General features: G+C 64.4%; 14 protein-coding genes. 9 read left to right on the top strand and 5 right to left on the bottom strand.

The features are described 5' to 3' along the window. Nucleotides 1-94 precede the first annotated feature (94 nt). The 4 genes from pcaH (at nt 95) to NLM27_RS31305 (ending at nt 4,480) form a co-directional block, all read left to right on the top strand. On the top strand, nt 95-796 hold the full coding sequence (pcaH, locus tag NLM27_RS31320) for a protocatechuate 3,4-dioxygenase subunit beta (RefSeq protein WP_254146948.1): 702 nt from the start codon (nt 95-97) through the stop codon (nt 794-796). A gap of 15 nt (nt 797-811) precedes the next feature. Beyond that, a complete protein-coding gene (pcaG, locus tag NLM27_RS31315; protein WP_254146947.1) occupies nt 812-1,399 on the top strand; it encodes a protocatechuate 3,4-dioxygenase subunit alpha in 588 nt (195 codons plus the stop codon). A gap of 253 nt (nt 1,400-1,652) precedes the next feature. Next, the gene (locus NLM27_RS31310; RefSeq protein ID WP_254146946.1) at nt 1,653-3,341 is read left to right on the top strand and encodes a methyl-accepting chemotaxis protein; all 1,689 of its coding nucleotides are present in this window, start codon (nt 1,653-1,655) and stop codon (nt 3,339-3,341) included. 47 nt (nt 3,342-3,388) lie between these two features. Beyond that, nucleotides 3,389-4,480, top strand: a complete 1,092-nt coding sequence (locus NLM27_RS31305) for an ecdysteroid 22-kinase family protein (protein WP_254146945.1) — start codon at nt 3,389-3,391, stop codon at nt 4,478-4,480. A gap of 215 nt (nt 4,481-4,695) precedes the next feature. Here NLM27_RS31305 and NLM27_RS31300 read toward each other — a convergent pair whose 3' ends face one another. From NLM27_RS31300 to NLM27_RS31290, 3 genes are read right to left on the bottom strand one after another with little or no spacing between them, the layout of a single operon-like run. Further along, on the bottom strand, nt 4,696-6,252 hold the full coding sequence (locus tag NLM27_RS31300; RefSeq protein ID WP_254146944.1) for an MDR family MFS transporter: 1,557 nt from the start codon (nt 6,250-6,252) through the stop codon (nt 4,696-4,698). Between the two features lie 4 nt (nt 6,253-6,256). After that, nucleotides 6,257-7,420, bottom strand: coding sequence for an HlyD family secretion protein (locus tag NLM27_RS31295; protein ID WP_254146943.1), 1,164 nt, complete (start codon nt 7,418-7,420; stop codon nt 6,257-6,259). Next, nucleotides 7,413-7,895: a MarR family winged helix-turn-helix transcriptional regulator gene (locus tag NLM27_RS31290; RefSeq protein ID WP_254146942.1), complete on the bottom strand. Its 483-nt coding sequence runs from the start codon at nt 7,893-7,895 to the stop codon at nt 7,413-7,415. Before NLM27_RS31290 ends, NLM27_RS31295 begins: the two co-directional genes overlap by 8 nt. Nucleotides 7,896-8,052: 157 nt before the next feature. Between NLM27_RS31290 and NLM27_RS31285 the strand changes: the two genes are divergently transcribed. The 3 genes from NLM27_RS31285 to ispG are packed head-to-tail and all read left to right on the top strand — an operon-like array spanning nt 8,053 to nt 10,832. Continuing rightward, nucleotides 8,053-8,547, top strand: a complete 495-nt coding sequence (locus tag NLM27_RS31285; RefSeq protein WP_254146941.1) for a Fur family transcriptional regulator — start codon at nt 8,053-8,055, stop codon at nt 8,545-8,547. A 35-nt stretch (nt 8,548-8,582) separates the two neighbouring features. Beyond that, nucleotides 8,583-9,536, top strand: coding sequence for a DMT family transporter (locus NLM27_RS31280; RefSeq protein WP_254146940.1), 954 nt, complete (start codon nt 8,583-8,585; stop codon nt 9,534-9,536). A 12-nt stretch (nt 9,537-9,548) separates the two neighbouring features. Next, nucleotides 9,549-10,832 (top strand): flavodoxin-dependent (E)-4-hydroxy-3-methylbut-2-enyl-diphosphate synthase, encoded by a 1,284-nt coding sequence (gene ispG, locus NLM27_RS31275; RefSeq protein WP_254146939.1) that lies wholly within the window; start codon nt 9,549-9,551, stop codon nt 10,830-10,832. A gap of 119 nt (nt 10,833-10,951) precedes the next feature. Here the strand turns inward: ispG and NLM27_RS31270 are convergent, their stop codons facing one another. Then, entirely contained in the window at nt 10,952-12,562 is a 1,611-nt protein-coding gene (locus NLM27_RS31270) for an IS1182 family transposase (RefSeq protein WP_254142551.1), read from the bottom strand. Nucleotides 12,563-12,714: 152 nt separating this feature from the next. Between NLM27_RS31270 and NLM27_RS31265 the strand changes: the two genes are divergently transcribed. Together NLM27_RS31265 and NLM27_RS31260 are read left to right on the top strand one after the other, a co-directional pair. Then, nucleotides 12,715-13,611 carry a TauD/TfdA family dioxygenase gene (locus NLM27_RS31265; protein ID WP_254146938.1) on the top strand — a complete coding sequence of 299 codons (897 nt, stop codon included), beginning with the start codon at nt 12,715-12,717 and terminating at the stop codon, nt 13,609-13,611. Nucleotides 13,612-13,649: 38 nt separating this feature from the next. Continuing rightward, entirely contained in the window at nt 13,650-14,420 is a 771-nt protein-coding gene (locus tag NLM27_RS31260) for an N-acetylmuramoyl-L-alanine amidase (protein WP_254148976.1), read from the top strand. Nucleotides 14,421-14,530: 110 nt separating this feature from the next. On the opposite strand, the gene NLM27_RS31255 is transcribed toward NLM27_RS31260, so the two are convergent. Further along, nucleotides 14,531-16,138: a Na+/H+ antiporter gene (locus tag NLM27_RS31255; RefSeq protein WP_254146937.1), complete on the bottom strand. Its 1,608-nt coding sequence runs from the start codon at nt 16,136-16,138 to the stop codon at nt 14,531-14,533. Between the last annotated feature and the right edge of the window lie 2 nt (nt 16,139-16,140).

The following is a 16,140-nucleotide window of genomic DNA, read 5'->3' as shown; positions in this document are numbered from 1 at the left end:
GCCCCAAACCCGCTTCCCCAAATTAGTTATATCCTATAATGATTGGCGGAAGTGTTGACCGGCTGGAGCAAAATGGCCGGGGAGGAGTTCGCCAATGACATTCATCTATCCCGTCGACAGCAACAAGGCGCATCCGCTGCCGCTGTCGCCTGAGTACAAGAGCTCGATCAAGCGCGCGCCGAACAAGGCCTTGATCCCGATGCGCCATACGCTGTCGGAATTGACCGGCCCGGTCTACGGCCACGAGACCGTGCGCGAGGGCGATGCCGACCTCACCACCCAGCACAGTGGCGAGCCGATCGGGGAGCGCATCATCGTGCACGGCCATGTGCGCGATGAGGACGGCCGCGGCGTGCCGAACTCGCTGGTCGAGATCTGGCAGGCCAATGCCTGCGGTCGCTACGTGCACGTTCGCGACCAGCATCCCGCGCCGCTCGATCCGAATTTCACCGGCGCAGGGCGCACCGTCAGCGATGCCGCCGGCTACTACCGTTTCGTCAGCATCAAGCCCGGCGCCTATCCCTGGGGCAATCACCACAACGCCTGGCGTCCCGCGCATATCCACCTGTCGGTGTTCGGCCATTCCTTCGTCACGCGCCTCGTGACGCAGATGTATTTTCCGAACGACCCGCTGTTCCCGTTCGATCCGATCTTCAACTCGGTGCCGGACGAGAAGGCGCGGGCGCGCATGGTCTCGTCGTTCGACCTCGAGAACACCCAGCCCGAATGGGCGCTGTGCTACCGCTTTGACATCGTGCTGCGCGGCAAGAACGCCACGCCCATGGAGAACCACTAAGTGCAGGGAAGCGAGATGGACAACGGTATCACCCCATCGCAGACGGTCGGTCCGTTCTTCAAATATGGCCTGACGCCGAACGGCGAATATGCCTGGAACGACGCGTTCACCAACTCGACGCTGACGCCCGACGTTTCCGGCAACCGTATCCGCATCGAGGGCCGCGTGTTCGACGGTGACGGCGTCACCGTGCCCGATTGCATGCTGGAGATCTGGCAGGCGGATGCGCAGGGCCGTTTCGCCGATCCGCAGGACAAGCGCGCGCTGCCCAATGCCAGCTTCCGCGGCTTCGCCCGATGCGGCACCGACAAGGACGGCAATTATTCCTTCGATACCATCAAGCCGGGCGTGGTGCCCGATCCCGACGGCAAGCCGCAGGCGCCGCACATCTTGGTCGGGGTGTTTGCCCGCGGCATGCTGCGGCATCTCTATACCCGCATCTACTTCAGCGACGAGACCGGCAACACGACCGATCCCGTGCTGGCGCTGGTGCCGGCTGACCGCCGCGCCACGCTGACCGCGGTGTGCGAGGCCGGCAAGCCGGTTTATCGTCTCGATCTGCGGCTCCAGGGCGACAACGAGACGGTGTTCTTCGACGTCTGAGGCAACGCGCGCCGGGAGGCTAGGGCCCCGGCGCGCGTTTCTCATTCGGTGCATCAAACCCGGTGCTGCGCTACATCGGGCCTAGCTCGTCCACGTATGTGCGTTAGCCTCGCCGACTCAAAACCGATGGCTTGACGTCCAATTCCCGTAGTTGTGCGGAGCTCGCCCGATACAATTCCGGCGCGCAGCAATCCCGTATTTACCGTATTCGTCTAGGGTCGTTGCGGTTTCGACGCATGCCCCGGATTGTTTCATGAAAATTCGTCTGTCGCTTTCCTCCGCGATCATTGCTTTCGGCATCGTTCTGGCCATCGGTTTCACGGCCGTGGTCTCCACCAGCCTGTATGCCTTGAAAGAGCTCAAGGTCGGCGGCCCGCTCTATTCCGACATCAAGCTCGGCAACGACCTCATCGCCGACATCCTGCCGCCGCCGGAATACGTCATCGAGGCCTATCTCGAGGCCACCCTCGCCATGCGCGAGCCGGACCAGCTTGCCGCCCATGGCGAGCGCCTGGTCCAGCTCCGCAAGGATTACGACGAGCGTAAGGCATTCTGGATCGCCTCCAGCCTCTCTTCCGACCTGAAGACCGCGCTGGTGTCGAAATCCGATACCGAGGTGCAGAAATTCTGGAAGGCGTCCGACCAGCTTCTGCCGGCCCTCAAGGCCAAGGACGCGGCTGCGTCCGAGCGCGCCTATGCGCAGCTCAAGGACGCCTATACCGCGCATCGCGCCATCATCGACAGCATCGTCGAGAACGCCAACAAGCAGAATGCCGCCATAGAGAAGATGGCGGCGGACCGCGACAGCTCGATGCTCTTTATCCTGCTCGGCGTCTCCGCCGCCGTCCTCGCCTTCATTGCGGCGGGGCTGCTCGGCGTTGCGCTCGGCGTCGTGCGCCCGATCGTGCGCATGACGGACACGATGCAGAAGCTCGCGACCGGCGATCTCGCCGCCGACATTCCTTTTGCGCATCGTCAGGACGAGGTCGGCTCGATGGCGGGTGCGCTTGTGGTATTCAAGCAGGCGGCGGTCGAGAACTCCCGTCTGCGCGAGGAGCAGTTGCGGCAGGAGCAGGAGGCCGCGCTCGCCAAGCGCGGCGCCCTGCACCAGATGGCGGAGACCGTCGAGCGCGAGACCGGCCGCTCGGTCGACACCGCGAGCGCGGCGACGCATGGCGTCGAGCGCGCCGCCACCAGCCTGTCCGAGATCGCAAGCTCGCTCTCCGCACAGTCGCAGGCGGTCGCCGCGGCCTCCACCCAGGCCCTCGGCAGCTCGCAGACCGTCTCGGCCGCGGCCGAAGAACTGAGCGCCTCGATCCGCGAGATCGCGAGCCAGGTCGCGCGGACCAGCACGGTCACCAAATCTGCGGTCGCCGGCCGCGAGCAGGCACGGTCGACCATCCAGGCGCTGGCCGGTTCGGTCCGGAAAATCGCCGAGGTCTCCGACCTCATCGGCGGCATCGCCGGCCAGACCAACCTCCTGGCGCTGAACGCCACGATCGAAGCGGCGCGCGCCGGCGAGGCCGGCCGCGGCTTCGCGGTGGTTGCCGCCGAGGTGAAATCCCTGTCCGACCAGACCGCAAAGTCCACCGAGGAGATCGCGCGGCTGATTGCCGAGATCCAGACCTCGACGCAGGCCGCGGTTGATGCCGTCGAGACCATGGGAGGACACATCGTCGAGATCGACGGCGTCGCGACCTCGGTCGCCGCCGCGATGGAAGAACAGGACGCCGCCACGCGGGAGATCACGCGGTCGATCTCCGAATCGGCGTTCGCGGCGCAGGAGGTCTCGGCCAAGATCGGCAATGTCAGCCGCGACGCCGCCTCCGTGAACGAACGCGCCGCGGAGGTCAGGCAGGCGATCGCCGGCATGTCGGCCAATCTCGAACAGCTGCGGTCGGTCGTGGTCAAGACCGTACGGGATTCGACAGCGGCGGCTTGAGCGGGCGTGAGGTCAGCCGCTGGTGCGTGGGCTTGTGATCGTGCAGTATGGCGCGGGACAGGGGCATCGTGGTCATGACACCTCCACAATTGCCGGCGGTCGTTGAGCCCGCCCAACTGACGGCCGCGCTACGCAGGGGCGGCGTGCTGGACGCCGGCGCCGTGCGCGAGGTGAAGGTGCTGCATGAGCGCGACACCCTCGTGTCGCATATCATCCGCCTTGGCCTGCGCTATGTGGGGGAATCCGCCGGTGCCCCGCAATCGCTGATCCTGAAGTCCGCGCATGCTGCCTTCGCAAAGACGCTTGCGAATAGTGGTCGGCACGAGGTGGCCTTCTATACCCAGCTTGCGCCGAAGATGCCGCCGAGGCTGGTGCCGCGCTGCTTCGACGGGCATTTCGACGAGGAGACCCTCGCCTGGCACCTGCTGCTCGAAGATCTAACCGACAGCCACGAGATCGCGACCCAATGGCCGCTGCCGCCGTCGCGCGAGCAGGCGATGGCGATCGTCACGACGCTCGCGCGCTGGCATGCGGCCTGGTGGGATCATCCCGATCTCGGCGAGACCGTCGGGAGCTGGATGAGCGCTGACGACTCCGCAAAGGTGATCGAGACGTTCGCCGGTCACTACGATCGATTCGCCGATCTGCTCGGCGACCGCCTCAGCGAAGAGCGGCGCATTCTCTACCGCCGATTCATCGAGCAGTCGGGCCAGCTATTGCAGCGCTATCATTCTCACCGGGACCTCACCATTGCCCATGGCGACGCCCACATCTGGAATTTCATGCTGCCACGCGCCGGCGTCGCCGACACCGTACGCATCTTCGACTTCGACCAGTGGCGCATCAACGTGCCGACCGGTGACCTCGCTTATATGATGGCGGTGCAATGGTATCCGGAGCGCCGGCAAACCCTCGAGCGCGCGCTGCTCAACCGCTATCACGAGACGCTGATCGCGCACGGCGTCAAGGGATATACGCGCGGCGCGCTCGACCAGGACTATCGCCGGTCGGTGCTTTGGCACATCACCAAGCCGGTCTGGCAGTGGAGCGTCAATATCCCGCCGCTGATCTGGTGGAACAATCTGGAGCGGGTGATGATGGCGGTCGAGGATTTGGGGTGTGAGGAGCTGTTGGGGTAGGTAGTGCGCTGTCCGCGCGATGCAGTGTGAGGTGCGATGACGGCTCAACCTTCTCGGTGTCGTCCCGGCGAACGCCGGGACCCATAACCACGGAAAGAGGTTTGGCGAAGGCTCGGAGTTACCAGCTCGCGCTACAACCACTCCCTGGGGTAATGGGTCCTGGATCTGCGCTTCGCTTGTCCAGGACGACAGGGAGATTGCGGCTCGACTGCATCCTACTCCATCACCGCATGCTCCGGCCCGGCCGCCTGCTTGCGCAGCGTGGCCTTGGTGGAGCCGATCAGCAGGGCGAGCGGGATGGTGCAGAGGATGAAGACCATCACCAGCTGGTAGTCGTGTGCGAAGGCGATGATCTGCGCCTGCACGCTGACCATTCTGTCGGCCATGGCGCGGCCGGTGTCGGTGGACAGATTGATCATGCTGCTGACGCTGGGCATCTGGAGCGTGTGGTTGAACGGGTTGATGTGCTCGGAGAGGATCGCGTAGGTCCGCCGCGTTCCCTGCGTCAGCTCGGCGATGACGACGGAAATGCCGACCGAGCTCGCGACGTTGCGCATCAGGGTCAGCATCGCGGTGCCGTCGGTGCGCAGATCGTTCGACAGCGTCAGGAACGCCACCGTCGAGAGCGGCACGAAGACGAGGCCGAAGCCAAAGCCCTGGATGACGCTGACGGTGACGATCTCCGGCACCTGGGTCAGGTCGGTCCAGCCGGTCATCTGGAACAGCGAGCCGGCGGTCAGCGTCAGGCCCGTGATGATCAGCGTGCGCGCCTCGAAATAACGCATCATGCGGCCGACCAGCATCATGGCGAAGAAGGTGCCGAAGCCGCGGCTCGCCAGCAGCAGGCCGGCGGTGATGATGGGATAGCCGATCACGTTCTGCATGTAGGGCGAGGCCAGCGCCATGGTCGAGAACAGCACGAGCCCCATCACGATCATGAACATGCAGCCGGTGACGAAGTTGCGATCCCTGAATAGAGCGAAGCGGATGAACGGCGTCGTGGTCGTGAAGGAGTGCGCAAGGAAGAAATAGAAGGCGACGGCGGAGACGATGAATTCCGCCAGGATCTCGTTGGATTCCAGCCAGCCCAGCTGCTCGCCGCGGTCGAGCGCCAGTTGAAGCGCGCCGATCGCGATCGCCAGCGCGGCGAAGCCGAACCAGTCGAATTTGAGGCTGAGATCCTTCCGGGTCTCGTCCATGAAGACGATGAGGCCGAGCACGGTGATGGCGCCGAAAGGCAGATTGACGAAGAATACCCAGTGCCAGGAATAGGTCTCGGTCAGCCAGGCTCCCAGCGAGGGCCCCATGATCGGGCCCATCATCACGCCCATGCCCCAGATCGACATCGCCTTGGCGCGTTCCTGGAGCGTGTAATAATCGAGCATGACCGACTGCGACAGCGGCACCAGGGCAGCGCCGAACACGCCCTGGAGCAGTCGGAACGCCACCATCTGGTTGATGTCCTGCGCGAGGCCGCACAATACCGACGCCATGGTGAAGCCGGCCGAGCAAATGATGAAGATGCGCTTGCGGCCGAACCGATTGGCGATCCAGCCCACCGGCGCGGTCATGATCGCGGCGGCGACGATGTAGGAGGTCAGCACCCAGTTGATCTGGTCCTGCGAGGCCGACAGCGTGCCCTGCATGTAGGGCAGGGCAACATTGGCGATGGTGGTGTCCAGCGCCTGCATGATGGTCGCGGTCATGGCGCAGATCGTCACCATGTTCCGGCGCAGGCCGGGGACCATCAGGCTGGCATTGGGGCCGGACATCGGATCAGTCCTTGTCCTGGTTCGCCGCCGCCGACAATCCGAACAGGCCCGCGAGCGAGCGCTGATGGCCGGTGTCGATGGTGGCATAGACGCTCATGCCGGCCTTCAGCTTCCGCACGTATTTGTCGTTCTCGTCGAAATAGATCCTGATCGGCACGCGCTGCACCACCTTGACGAAATTGCCGGTAGCGTTCTGCGGCGGCAGGATCGCGAATTGCGCGCCAGTGCCGGGCGAGAGCGAGCCGATCTTGCCCTTGAAGACGTGGTTCGGGAACGCGTCGACCTCGAGCGTGACAGGCTGGCCTTCGGTGACGTAGGTAAGATCGCTTTCCTTCGGGTTGGCGTCGACCCAGGGATGAGCGACGTCGATGATGGAGAACACCGGCGTGCCGGCGGTGACGAAACGGCCGAGCTGGATCTGCTCGACCTGCGTTGCCACGCCGCCCATCGAGGCGCGCACCACCGCGAGGTTGAGATTGCGCTCGGCATTCTCGAGCTTGGCCTTGGCCTCCGCATAGGCCGGGAACTTTTCCAGCGGCAGGTCGGGATCGCCGAGCAGCTGGGTCTTCGCCGTCGAGAGCTGCTGCCTGACATATTGCGCAACCGAGCCGGATGTGACCAACGCATTCGATGCATTGTCGAGATCGAGCTGCGAGCCGTAGTTGTTCTTCACCAGCGCCTGCTTGCGCTCGACGTCGCGCTGCTTCAAATCGACGCCCTGCTGGGCGAGGTTGAGCATGTCGCCGTAGATCTTGATGTTGGCGCGGAGATTGTCGTAGGTCGTCTGCGCCTGCATCAGCTGCGCCCTGGCTTCGTCCACCGCGAGGCGGAACGGCACGGGGTCGATCTCGAACAGCACGTCGCCCTGCTTGACGAGCTGGCCTTCTTTCACGACGACTTTCAGGATCTTGCCGGAGATGTCGGGCGTCACCAGCACCTTCTGCGCGCCGACATAGGCGTCGTCGGTGCCGACATAGCGACCGCCATGCAGATAGAAGGTGATGCCGCCGATGGCGACGACAACAGGCAGCACGACCAGGAGCAGGAGGCGGCGATAGCGGCGCAGGCCCGCCACCAGGCGGCGGCGCGGATCGGTGCCGGCTTTCTTGCTCGGCTTGCCGCTGTCGCTCTTTTGCTCGGGCTGGAACTTGAGAACCTGATCAGCCATAACGCTGCTCCTTACGTGCTTGCTCCGCGCCGCTGGTCTGGGTCGCGTTCCGCACGTTTTCCTTGATTGTTTCGAGCTGGGTGAGGAGACGGTGGGCATCGGCCGGGGTGATGCCGTCGAGCGCGTTGGCGGTGATTTCGGACCTGAGCCCGCTCATCCGGCCGAGCAGCTGCCGGCCGGCCTTCTTCAGGTACAGGCGCTTGACCCGGCGGTCCGAGGCGTCGCTGCGGCGCTCGATCCAGTCGTTGTCGCAGAGCTTGTCGATCAGACGCGTCAGCGTGATCGGCTGCACCTCGAGGAGCTCGGCGAGCTCCGACTGCTTCATGCCTTCGCTGCGCTCGACCTTGGCCAGCACCGCCCATTGCGCGCGGGTGATGCCGAAGCGCGAGGCTTCCTTGTCGGCGTAGACGCGCAACAGGCGGTAGAGTTCGGCGAGCGTAAACAGGAAGTTCTGGTCCACGGGCCCGCGGCTCATGAGCTTGGTCTCCAATAAGCTTGAGATATAATAAGCAAGCTTATGATTATTTCGTGGCGGATTATCGGGACGCTGTCCCGCAGCGAAAGCATGGCTGACAGCCATTCGCAGGGTCGCGCTTTGGGTTCCCTCGCCGAAATGCTAGAATACAGGCCACATGACCCTCGCAAAGCCGGCATTCCCCGCGCCTGACCACGATCACGGCCGCTGCACTGCGGATGCGCTGGCGCATGCGGAAGCGGTCTGTGAGCAGCGTGCGCAGAAATTCACGCCTATACGCCGTCAGGTGCTCGAGGCGCTGCTCTCCAGCCACCGCCCGCTCGGCGCCTATGAGGTGATCGACGAGCTCGCCAAGTCGATAGCGCGGCCGGCACCGATCACGGTCTATCGTGCCCTCGATTTCTTGATGGCCAACGGCCTCGTGCATCGCATCGAGAGCCGCAACGCCTATCTCGCCTGCGCCGCCCATGACCACGACGCGACCTCCGCGGTGGCGTTCCTGATCTGCGAGCGCTGTGGTCTGGTCGGCGAGATCCCCTCGGCATCCTTCGCCAAGGACCTCAATGCCGCCGCGCGCAGCTCAGGCTTCGCCCCCAAATTGTCCGTGGTGGAGATCACGGGCGTCTGCACCCATTGTCAGAAAGCTGCCTAAAGCAACAACGGCACAAAGCCGGTAGTCGGAAAGAGATGTCCTCACCACAAGCCAACCCGTCCGCCGGTCGCCCCCTCAGTGCCGGCGCGATCGCTCTCATGCTGATGCTGTGCCTGACCTGGGGATTCAACCAGATTGCGGTGAAGCTGGTGCTGCCGGACATCCCGCCGATGCTCCAGGCCACTATCCGCTCGATGGGCGCGCTGCCGGTGCTGTTCATCATCGGCACCCTGCGTGGCGTCAGATTCTTTGAACGCGACGGCACCTGGAAGCCCGGAATCATCGCCGGGCTGATGTTCGGCATCGAGTTCGTTCTGATCTTCCAGGGCCTGCGCTTCACCTCGGCCTCGCGGGCGGTGGTGTTCCTGTACACCGCGCCGTTCTTCGTCGCGCTCGGCTCCTACCAGGTGCTCGGCGAGCGGCTTGGCGGCACGCAATGGCTGGGGCTCGCGGTGAGCTTTGCCGGCGTCGCGCTCGCCATCGGTGTGCCGCAGCCGGATGTCGACGCCAAGGTGCTGCTCGGCGACCTCATGATCGTCGGCGGTGCGGCGCTGTGGGCGGCGACAACGCTGGTCGCCAAGGGCACGCGGCTGCGCTTCGCCGCGCCCGAGAAGGCGCTGGGCTATCAGGTCGCGATCTCGATCCCCATCCTGGGACTCGCTGCCTGGCTGTTCGGCGAATCCATCACCCATACGCCCGCGCCCCTGTCCCTCGCCCTCATGGCCTTCCAGGCGATCTGGGTGGTAGGAACCACGTTCACGCTTTGGTTCGCGCTGGTGAAGGCCTATTCGGCCAGCAAATTGTCGGCTTTTACCTTCATCACCCCTTTGTTTGGCGTGGTCGGTAGCTATTTCATCATGCACGACACCCTGAGCCTGACATTCGGGGCCGCAGCGGTCCTTGTAATTGCTGGGCTTTTCCTGGTTAACCGTCCCAGCTCAATGGCTGCGGCGCCGCGTGATGCATTGCTGAACGTCACCAAAACCTGATATTTGGACCCCATGAACAAGCTCGAAAACCCTCTAGATTCCGACATCGCAGGCCCCGCGCCCCGGCACCGGACCACCCAGGTCAAGGTCGGCAACGTCTCAGTTGGCGGCGGCGCGCCGATCGTCGTGCAGTCGATGACCAACACCGACACCGCTGATATCGACGGCACCATCGCCCAGGTCGCAGCGCTCGCGCGCGCCGGCTCCGAGATGGTCCGCATCACCGTGGACCGCGAAGAGGCCGCAGCCGCCGTTCCGCACATCCGCGACGGCCTCGCCAAGCGCGGCATCACCACGCCCTTGATCGGCGACTTCCACTATATCGGCCACAAGCTGCTCGCGGCCTATCCGGCCTGCGCCGAAGCGCTCGCCAAGTACCGCATCAATCCCGGCAATGTCGGCTTCAAGGACAAGCGCGACACCCAGTTTGCCGACATCATCGAGATCGCCAACAAGAACAACAAGCCGGTGCGCATCGGCGCCAATTGGGGTTCGCTCGACCAGGAGCTGCTGACCAAGCTGATGGACGAGAACGCCGCGTCCGCCAATCCGCGTGACGTGCGCGCAGTGACGCGCGAGGCCATGGTGCAGTCGGCGCTGCTCTCGGCGGCGCGCGCCGAAGAGCTCGGCATGCCGAAGGACCGCATCATCCTGTCAGCCAAGGTCTCGGCCGTGCAGGATCTGATCGCGGTCTACCAGGATCTCGCGTCGCGTGCCGACTACGCCATCCATCTCGGCCTGACTGAAGCCGGCATGGGCTCGAAGGGCATCGTGGCATCGTCGGCCGCGCTCGGCATCCTGCTACAGCAGGGCATCGGCGACACCATCCGTATCTCGCTGACGCCGGAGCCCGGCGGCGACCGCACCCGTGAGGTGCAGGTCGGCCAGGAGCTGTTGCAGACCATGGGCTTCCGCACCTTCGTGCCGCTGGTTGCGGCCTGCCCCGGCTGCGGCCGCACCACCTCGACGACATTCCAGGAGCTGGCCCGCTCGATCCAGGATTTCATCCGCGACGAGATGCCGACCTGGAAGACCAAATATCCCGGCGTCGAGGAGCTCAACGTCGCGGTGATGGGCTGCATCGTCAACGGCCCCGGCGAATCCAAGCACGCCAATATCGGCATCTCCTTGCCCGGCACCGGCGAAGCGCCGGCGGCGCCCGTGTTCGTCGACGGCAAGAAGTTCCGCACGCTGCGCGGCCCGACCATCTCCGCCGACTTCAAGGCGCTGGTGATCGACTATATCGAGCAGCGCTACGGTCAGGGCGCGAAAGTGCCGGTGACTGCGGCGGAGTAGGCGTCTCGTTAAGCATTGAATTCGTAGGGCGGGTTGGCGAAGCTAACCCGCCCTCATTTTTTGCGGGTCGTAGCCCGGATGGAGCGCAGAGGCTGGGCAAGTATTTGTTTGGGCGCGGCTTACGCGGCATATCGGAAAATTGGACGGATTTGGGCTCGGATTGGCGCTGGAGCGGGCCGTATCCGGGTGATGATGTCGGTGATGTCGGTGATGGCGTTGAGCAGCAAGAGTGCCAAATGCGGAAGCCGGCTTGCCAGATAGGCCATGAAGGCGTCGAGGCCGAGAATGCTGAGGACTCGGGAGAAATTGTAGCAAAGCGCCATCAGGCTCCATTCGCCACAGACTTTGTCGAAGCCGCGGACGAGGAAGTGGCGGTAGCCGGCCCGGCATTTGATGGTGCCGAAGGGGTGTTCGGCGAGTTCGGCGCGGCGGCGCATCTGGGCCTCGGCGCCCTGCATCCGCGCGCGATGCCGATCCAGCACCGCTTCATGCTCCCAGCGCTGGACGGTGCGCGTCGGGATCTTGACGGTGACACAGCGCGCGCGCAGCGGGCAGGCGTCGCAATCTGACTTGCGGCTGACATACCTGATCTCGATCCGGTTGCCGTTGGTCTTGCGACCGTCCGTGGGACGCAGCTGCTTGCCGGCGGGACAGCGATAGACATCCGCTTCGGCGTCGTAGGCGAACGCCTCATGGCTGATGCGATCCTGCGCTTCGAGCCGCGTGGTTCGCTTGGCCAGCGGAACGTAGGCGGCAATGCCGTTCTCCTCGCAGTCCTTGAGCGTATGGCCGTTGTAGTAGCCGGTATCGGCGAGAACCGTCAGCGTCTCGACGCCAAGCTCGTCCTTTGCGGCCTTGGCCATGTCGTAAAGCTGGCCGCTATCGTTGCCGTCGTTGACGACCTCGCTCGCCGCGATCAGAGCGTGCTTGTCGTCGACGCCGATCTGAACGTTATAGCCTGCCACCACCTGGCCGTTCTTCGACAACAGGCGGGCATCCGGATCGGTTCGCGACAGCTGCGTCTGCCCGCTCTCCTCCAGTCGTGCCAGATCGGCCTGCAAGCTGGCGCGCTTGGCCATCAACGCCGCCACCTCTTGTGCGAGGTCTCCGCCGCGACTGCCATCGCCTCCGCCATCCCGCCCCGCGGGTGGACGTTCCACCTCGGCGCTGTCGTTGGCCTCGAGCGTGGCACCATAGGCTTCAATATCCTGCTCGATCTCCGCCAGCCGCTTGGCGAGCTTGCGCTGCGTTTTGATGCTCGCCTTGCTGGCGTTGCCATCAAAAAACGCACCGTCGATCGCCACAACCTCTCCGCCAATCAGACCGAGTTCGCGCAGCATCAGCACAAACTCCCGGTTCACCGCCTTGAGCGTCTTCCAGTTCTCCTGGCGGAACTTGGCGATGGTGCGATAGCCCGGCACCAGGCGCTTCATCAGCCAGATCAGTTCCAGATTGCGCCGGGCTTCGCGCTCCAGGTTGCGCGACGACCGGATCCGGTTCAGGTAGCCATAAAGATAAAGCTTCAGCAGGTCGGCCGGGTCATAAGGTGGCTGTCCAGCCCCGCCGCTCGATCCGGCATGGCGGAAGCCAAGCTTCCCGAGGTCAAGCGCTGCAACAAAAGCCTCGATCACCCGAACCGGATTGTCGCCGGCCACATAATCTTCCACCCGCGCCGGCAGAAGGCTCGGCTGATCCCGCCTGACGCCGGTTTTGAAGGTACGATTCGTCATGCCGAATCCTACCTTCACTCGATGTTAGAATCTTGCCCAGTCTCGCAGCGCAATCCGGGGCCACTCGCGCGTTGACAGGCCGTTCCCGGATTGCGCTTCGCTCCATCCGGGCTACCATGCTCCCAATCAAGAATGTACCGGGAGCAACCGCCATGAGCTCGCTATCGGGCAAGCAGGGCCCGCGCTATCGCCACACGATTGACGACGGCGCGCCGTATGAAACCATCGCGATCGAAAAGCTCACCCCCATCATCGGCGCGGAAATCTCCGGCGTCGACATCGGCAAGCTCGTCGAGGGCGACAGCCGCTCCAACCGGCAGATGGACGAGATCCACCGCGCGCTGGCCGAAAACCTCGTCATCTTCTTTCGCGATCAGAGCATCACGCCACAGCAGCATCTTGCCTTCGGCCGCAAGTTCGGTGAGCTGCATTTTCATCCCGCGGCGCCGCATGAGGATGAAGACCCCGCGTTGATGAAGATCTACGCCGACAAGAACTCGCCGCGCGCGAATGGCGAGGGCTGGCATTCCGACGTGTCATGCGACCTCGAGCCGCCGATGGGCTCGATCCTCTACATCAAGCAGTGCCCGCCGCGCGGTGGCGACACGCTGTTCGCCAACATGTATGCGGCCTATGAGGCGCTGTCGGACCGCATGAAGGCCTATCTCGACGGGCTCACCGCGCTGCATGACGGCGAGCCGATCTATCGCGGGCTCTATGCCAACTACGGCGTCGCCGACAGGCCGAGCTATCCGCAGGCCGAGCACCCCGTGGTGCGCACGCATCCGGTCACGGCCAAGAAGGCGCTCTACGTCAATCGCGGCTTCACCCGCCACATCAACGGCATCCCGCGCGACGAGAGCGATGCGATGCTGGCTTATCTCTACCAGCACGCCGAGAACCCGTTGTTCCAGTGCCGCTTCCGCTGGACCGAGAACGCCATCGCGTTCTGGGACAACCGCTGCACCCAGCACCGCGCGATGTGGGACTACTGGCCGCATACGCGCTCCGGTACGCGCGTGACGGTGAAGGGCGAGAGGCCGGTGTGAGCAGGCCGTGGCGCGCCATCGCCGCTATTGCTGTTTCGTTGATCCCGTTTTTCCTTTGGTCCATTGACCAAAGCCAGGCGGTCGGGACGCGGAAGGCTGCGAGGCCGAAACCGAGGCCTTCACTGCCAGAGAAATGCGAGCCGCGAAAATTCAGGATCGTCGTGGATGTCGGGCATACCCCGGACTCCTACGGTGCGTTGAGCGCGCGCAATGATCCGGAGTTCGGCTTCAACTTGCGTCTGGCAAGACTGATCACGGCAAAGCTCAACTCCGAAGGTTTTGCCGCGGCCCGCCTGCTCGTCACGGACGGCAAGGCGAGGGCGAGCCTGTTCAAGCGTGTCAGTGCCGCGAATCACGGCCGGGCCGATCTGTTCCTGTCGGTCCATCACGATTCGGTGCCGGACAAGCTGCTCGAGAGCTGGGAATTCGACGGCGCAAACAGCTATTTCAGCGATCGCTTTTCGGGTCACTCGCTGTTCGTGTCGCGACAGAACGCGCACTTCGCCACCAGCCTGATGCTGGCGCGGATGATCGGCCGACAGTTGAAAGAGCAGGGCCTGCACTATGCCAGTCAATACACCTTGCCGGTGATGGGCCGCTATCGGCGCCAGCTGCTCGACAAGGATGTCGGCGTCTATCGCTATGACGGGCTCGTCGTGCTCTCGCGGACAAGGAGCGCCGCAGTACTGCTCGAGGCCGGCTCGATCATCAACCGCGACGAGGAGATGGAGATGAACTCGGCAGAGCGGCAGGAGGCCGTCGCAGGAGCCGTTGCGGCTGCGATGAGGCAGTTTTGCGAGAGGCGGTAGATCGCTCCGCCATTTCGCCATTTGTCATTGCGAGCGCAGCGAAGCAATCCAGAGCCCTTCCGCGGAGGCAGTCTGGATTGCTTCGCTTCGCTCGCAATGACGACGAGACGCTACAGCGGTGCCCCCCGATACTCCCGGTTCGCCAAACTGGCTTCTTCCAGATCGAGATCCCGCTCGATCCGCCGCCTGGTCTCGTCGGTGATCTGGCCGTCGCGCAGGAGGTCGTGGATGAATTTGCGTTCGGCGACGATCAGCTCGCGCGTCAGCGCGGTGCCGGCGGCGGAGACGTCGTGATGCGCGGGATCGAGCGAATCGGGGAGCTGGTTGACGCGAATCTCGTGGCGGGCGCGGAGGAGCCGCATCACCTCGTCCGACACTTCCTTCTCCTCGGTCAGCGCATCCAGAGATCTCAAGGCGGCATCGAGGGCCTGGCGGCGTGCGGCGATCTCCGCCTCGTGCTCGGCGACATGCTCGTTGCGGCCGGCCTCGGCGACGCCCAGCCAGCGCACCACTGGCGGCAGCGTCAGGCCGACGCCGATCAGCGTGATGAAGATGACGCCGAAGGCGACGAACAGGATCAGGTCGCGATAAGGGAAGGCTTCGCCGCCCGGCAACGTGAACGGCAGCGCCAGCGCCGCCGCCAGCGACACCGCGCCGCGCACCCCGGTGAAGGCGAGCGTGAATGCCCATTGCCAGGGCGGCGATGGATCGCGCTCGCGCAGCGACTTGCTGAGAATCCGCGGCAGATAGATCGCGGGGTAGAGCCAGGCGAAGCGCGCGATCACGACGATCACCAGGACCACGGCGGTGGCGATCATGATGTCCTCGAGCGGGAACGCTTTCGACTTCTCGTAGAGCGCGCGCATCTGGAAGCCGGTGAGCAGGAACAGCAGGCCCTCGATCAAATAAATGATGAGATCCCAGAAGAAGATGCCTTGCAGGCGCGTCGCCGAGGAGATCAGCAGCGGGCCGTTCCAGCTCACATAGAGACCGCAGGCGACGGTCGCGATCACGCCGGAGCCGCCGATATGCTCGGGCAGCCAGTAGGAGACGTAGGGCGTGATCAGCGACAGCGTGAGCTCGACCTGCGGATCTCCGGACCATTTGCGGAAGCGCAGCGAAAGCCAGCCGACGCCGATGCCAAAGGCGATCTCGCCGGCGATGATGAGGACGAATTCGCCGGCCGCCAGCGGCAGCGAGAAATGCCCAACCATGATAGCGGCGAGCGCAAAGCGGTAGAGGATCAGCGCGGTGGCGTCGTTGGCGAGCCCTTCGCCCTCGAGCACGACCAGGATCCGGCGCGGCATGTGCAGTCGGCGCGCGATCGCGAGCGGCGCCACCACGTCGGGCGGCGCGACGATGGCCCCCAAGAGGAAGGCAACGGTCCAGGGCAGGCCGATCAGATAGTGTGTGGCGGCCGCCACCATCGCCGCGGTGAAGATCACCGCGCCGACCGCGAGCAGCACGATCGGACGCAGATTGTTCCTGAACTCGCGCCAGCTCATCGCGACGCTCGCCGAGTAGATCAGCGGCGGCAGCACCATCAGCAGCACCAGCTCCGGCGGCAGTTCCACCGACGGCATGCCCGGCACGAAGGCGAGGCCGACGCCGGCCAGCATCAGCAGGATGGCCGGGGCGACGTTGAAGCGGCGCGCGACCAGCGCCACGCCGGCCAGCACGGCCAGCAGGATGAGAAAGGTCTGAAACTTCGCTTCCATGA

This window comes from Bradyrhizobium sp. CCGB12, from assembly GCF_024199845.1.
In the GTDB taxonomy this organism is placed as follows: Bacteria; Pseudomonadota; Alphaproteobacteria; order Rhizobiales; family Xanthobacteraceae; genus Bradyrhizobium.
Note: the sequence above shows the minus strand (reverse complement) of the source record. Positions and strands in the feature narration are given on the sequence as shown.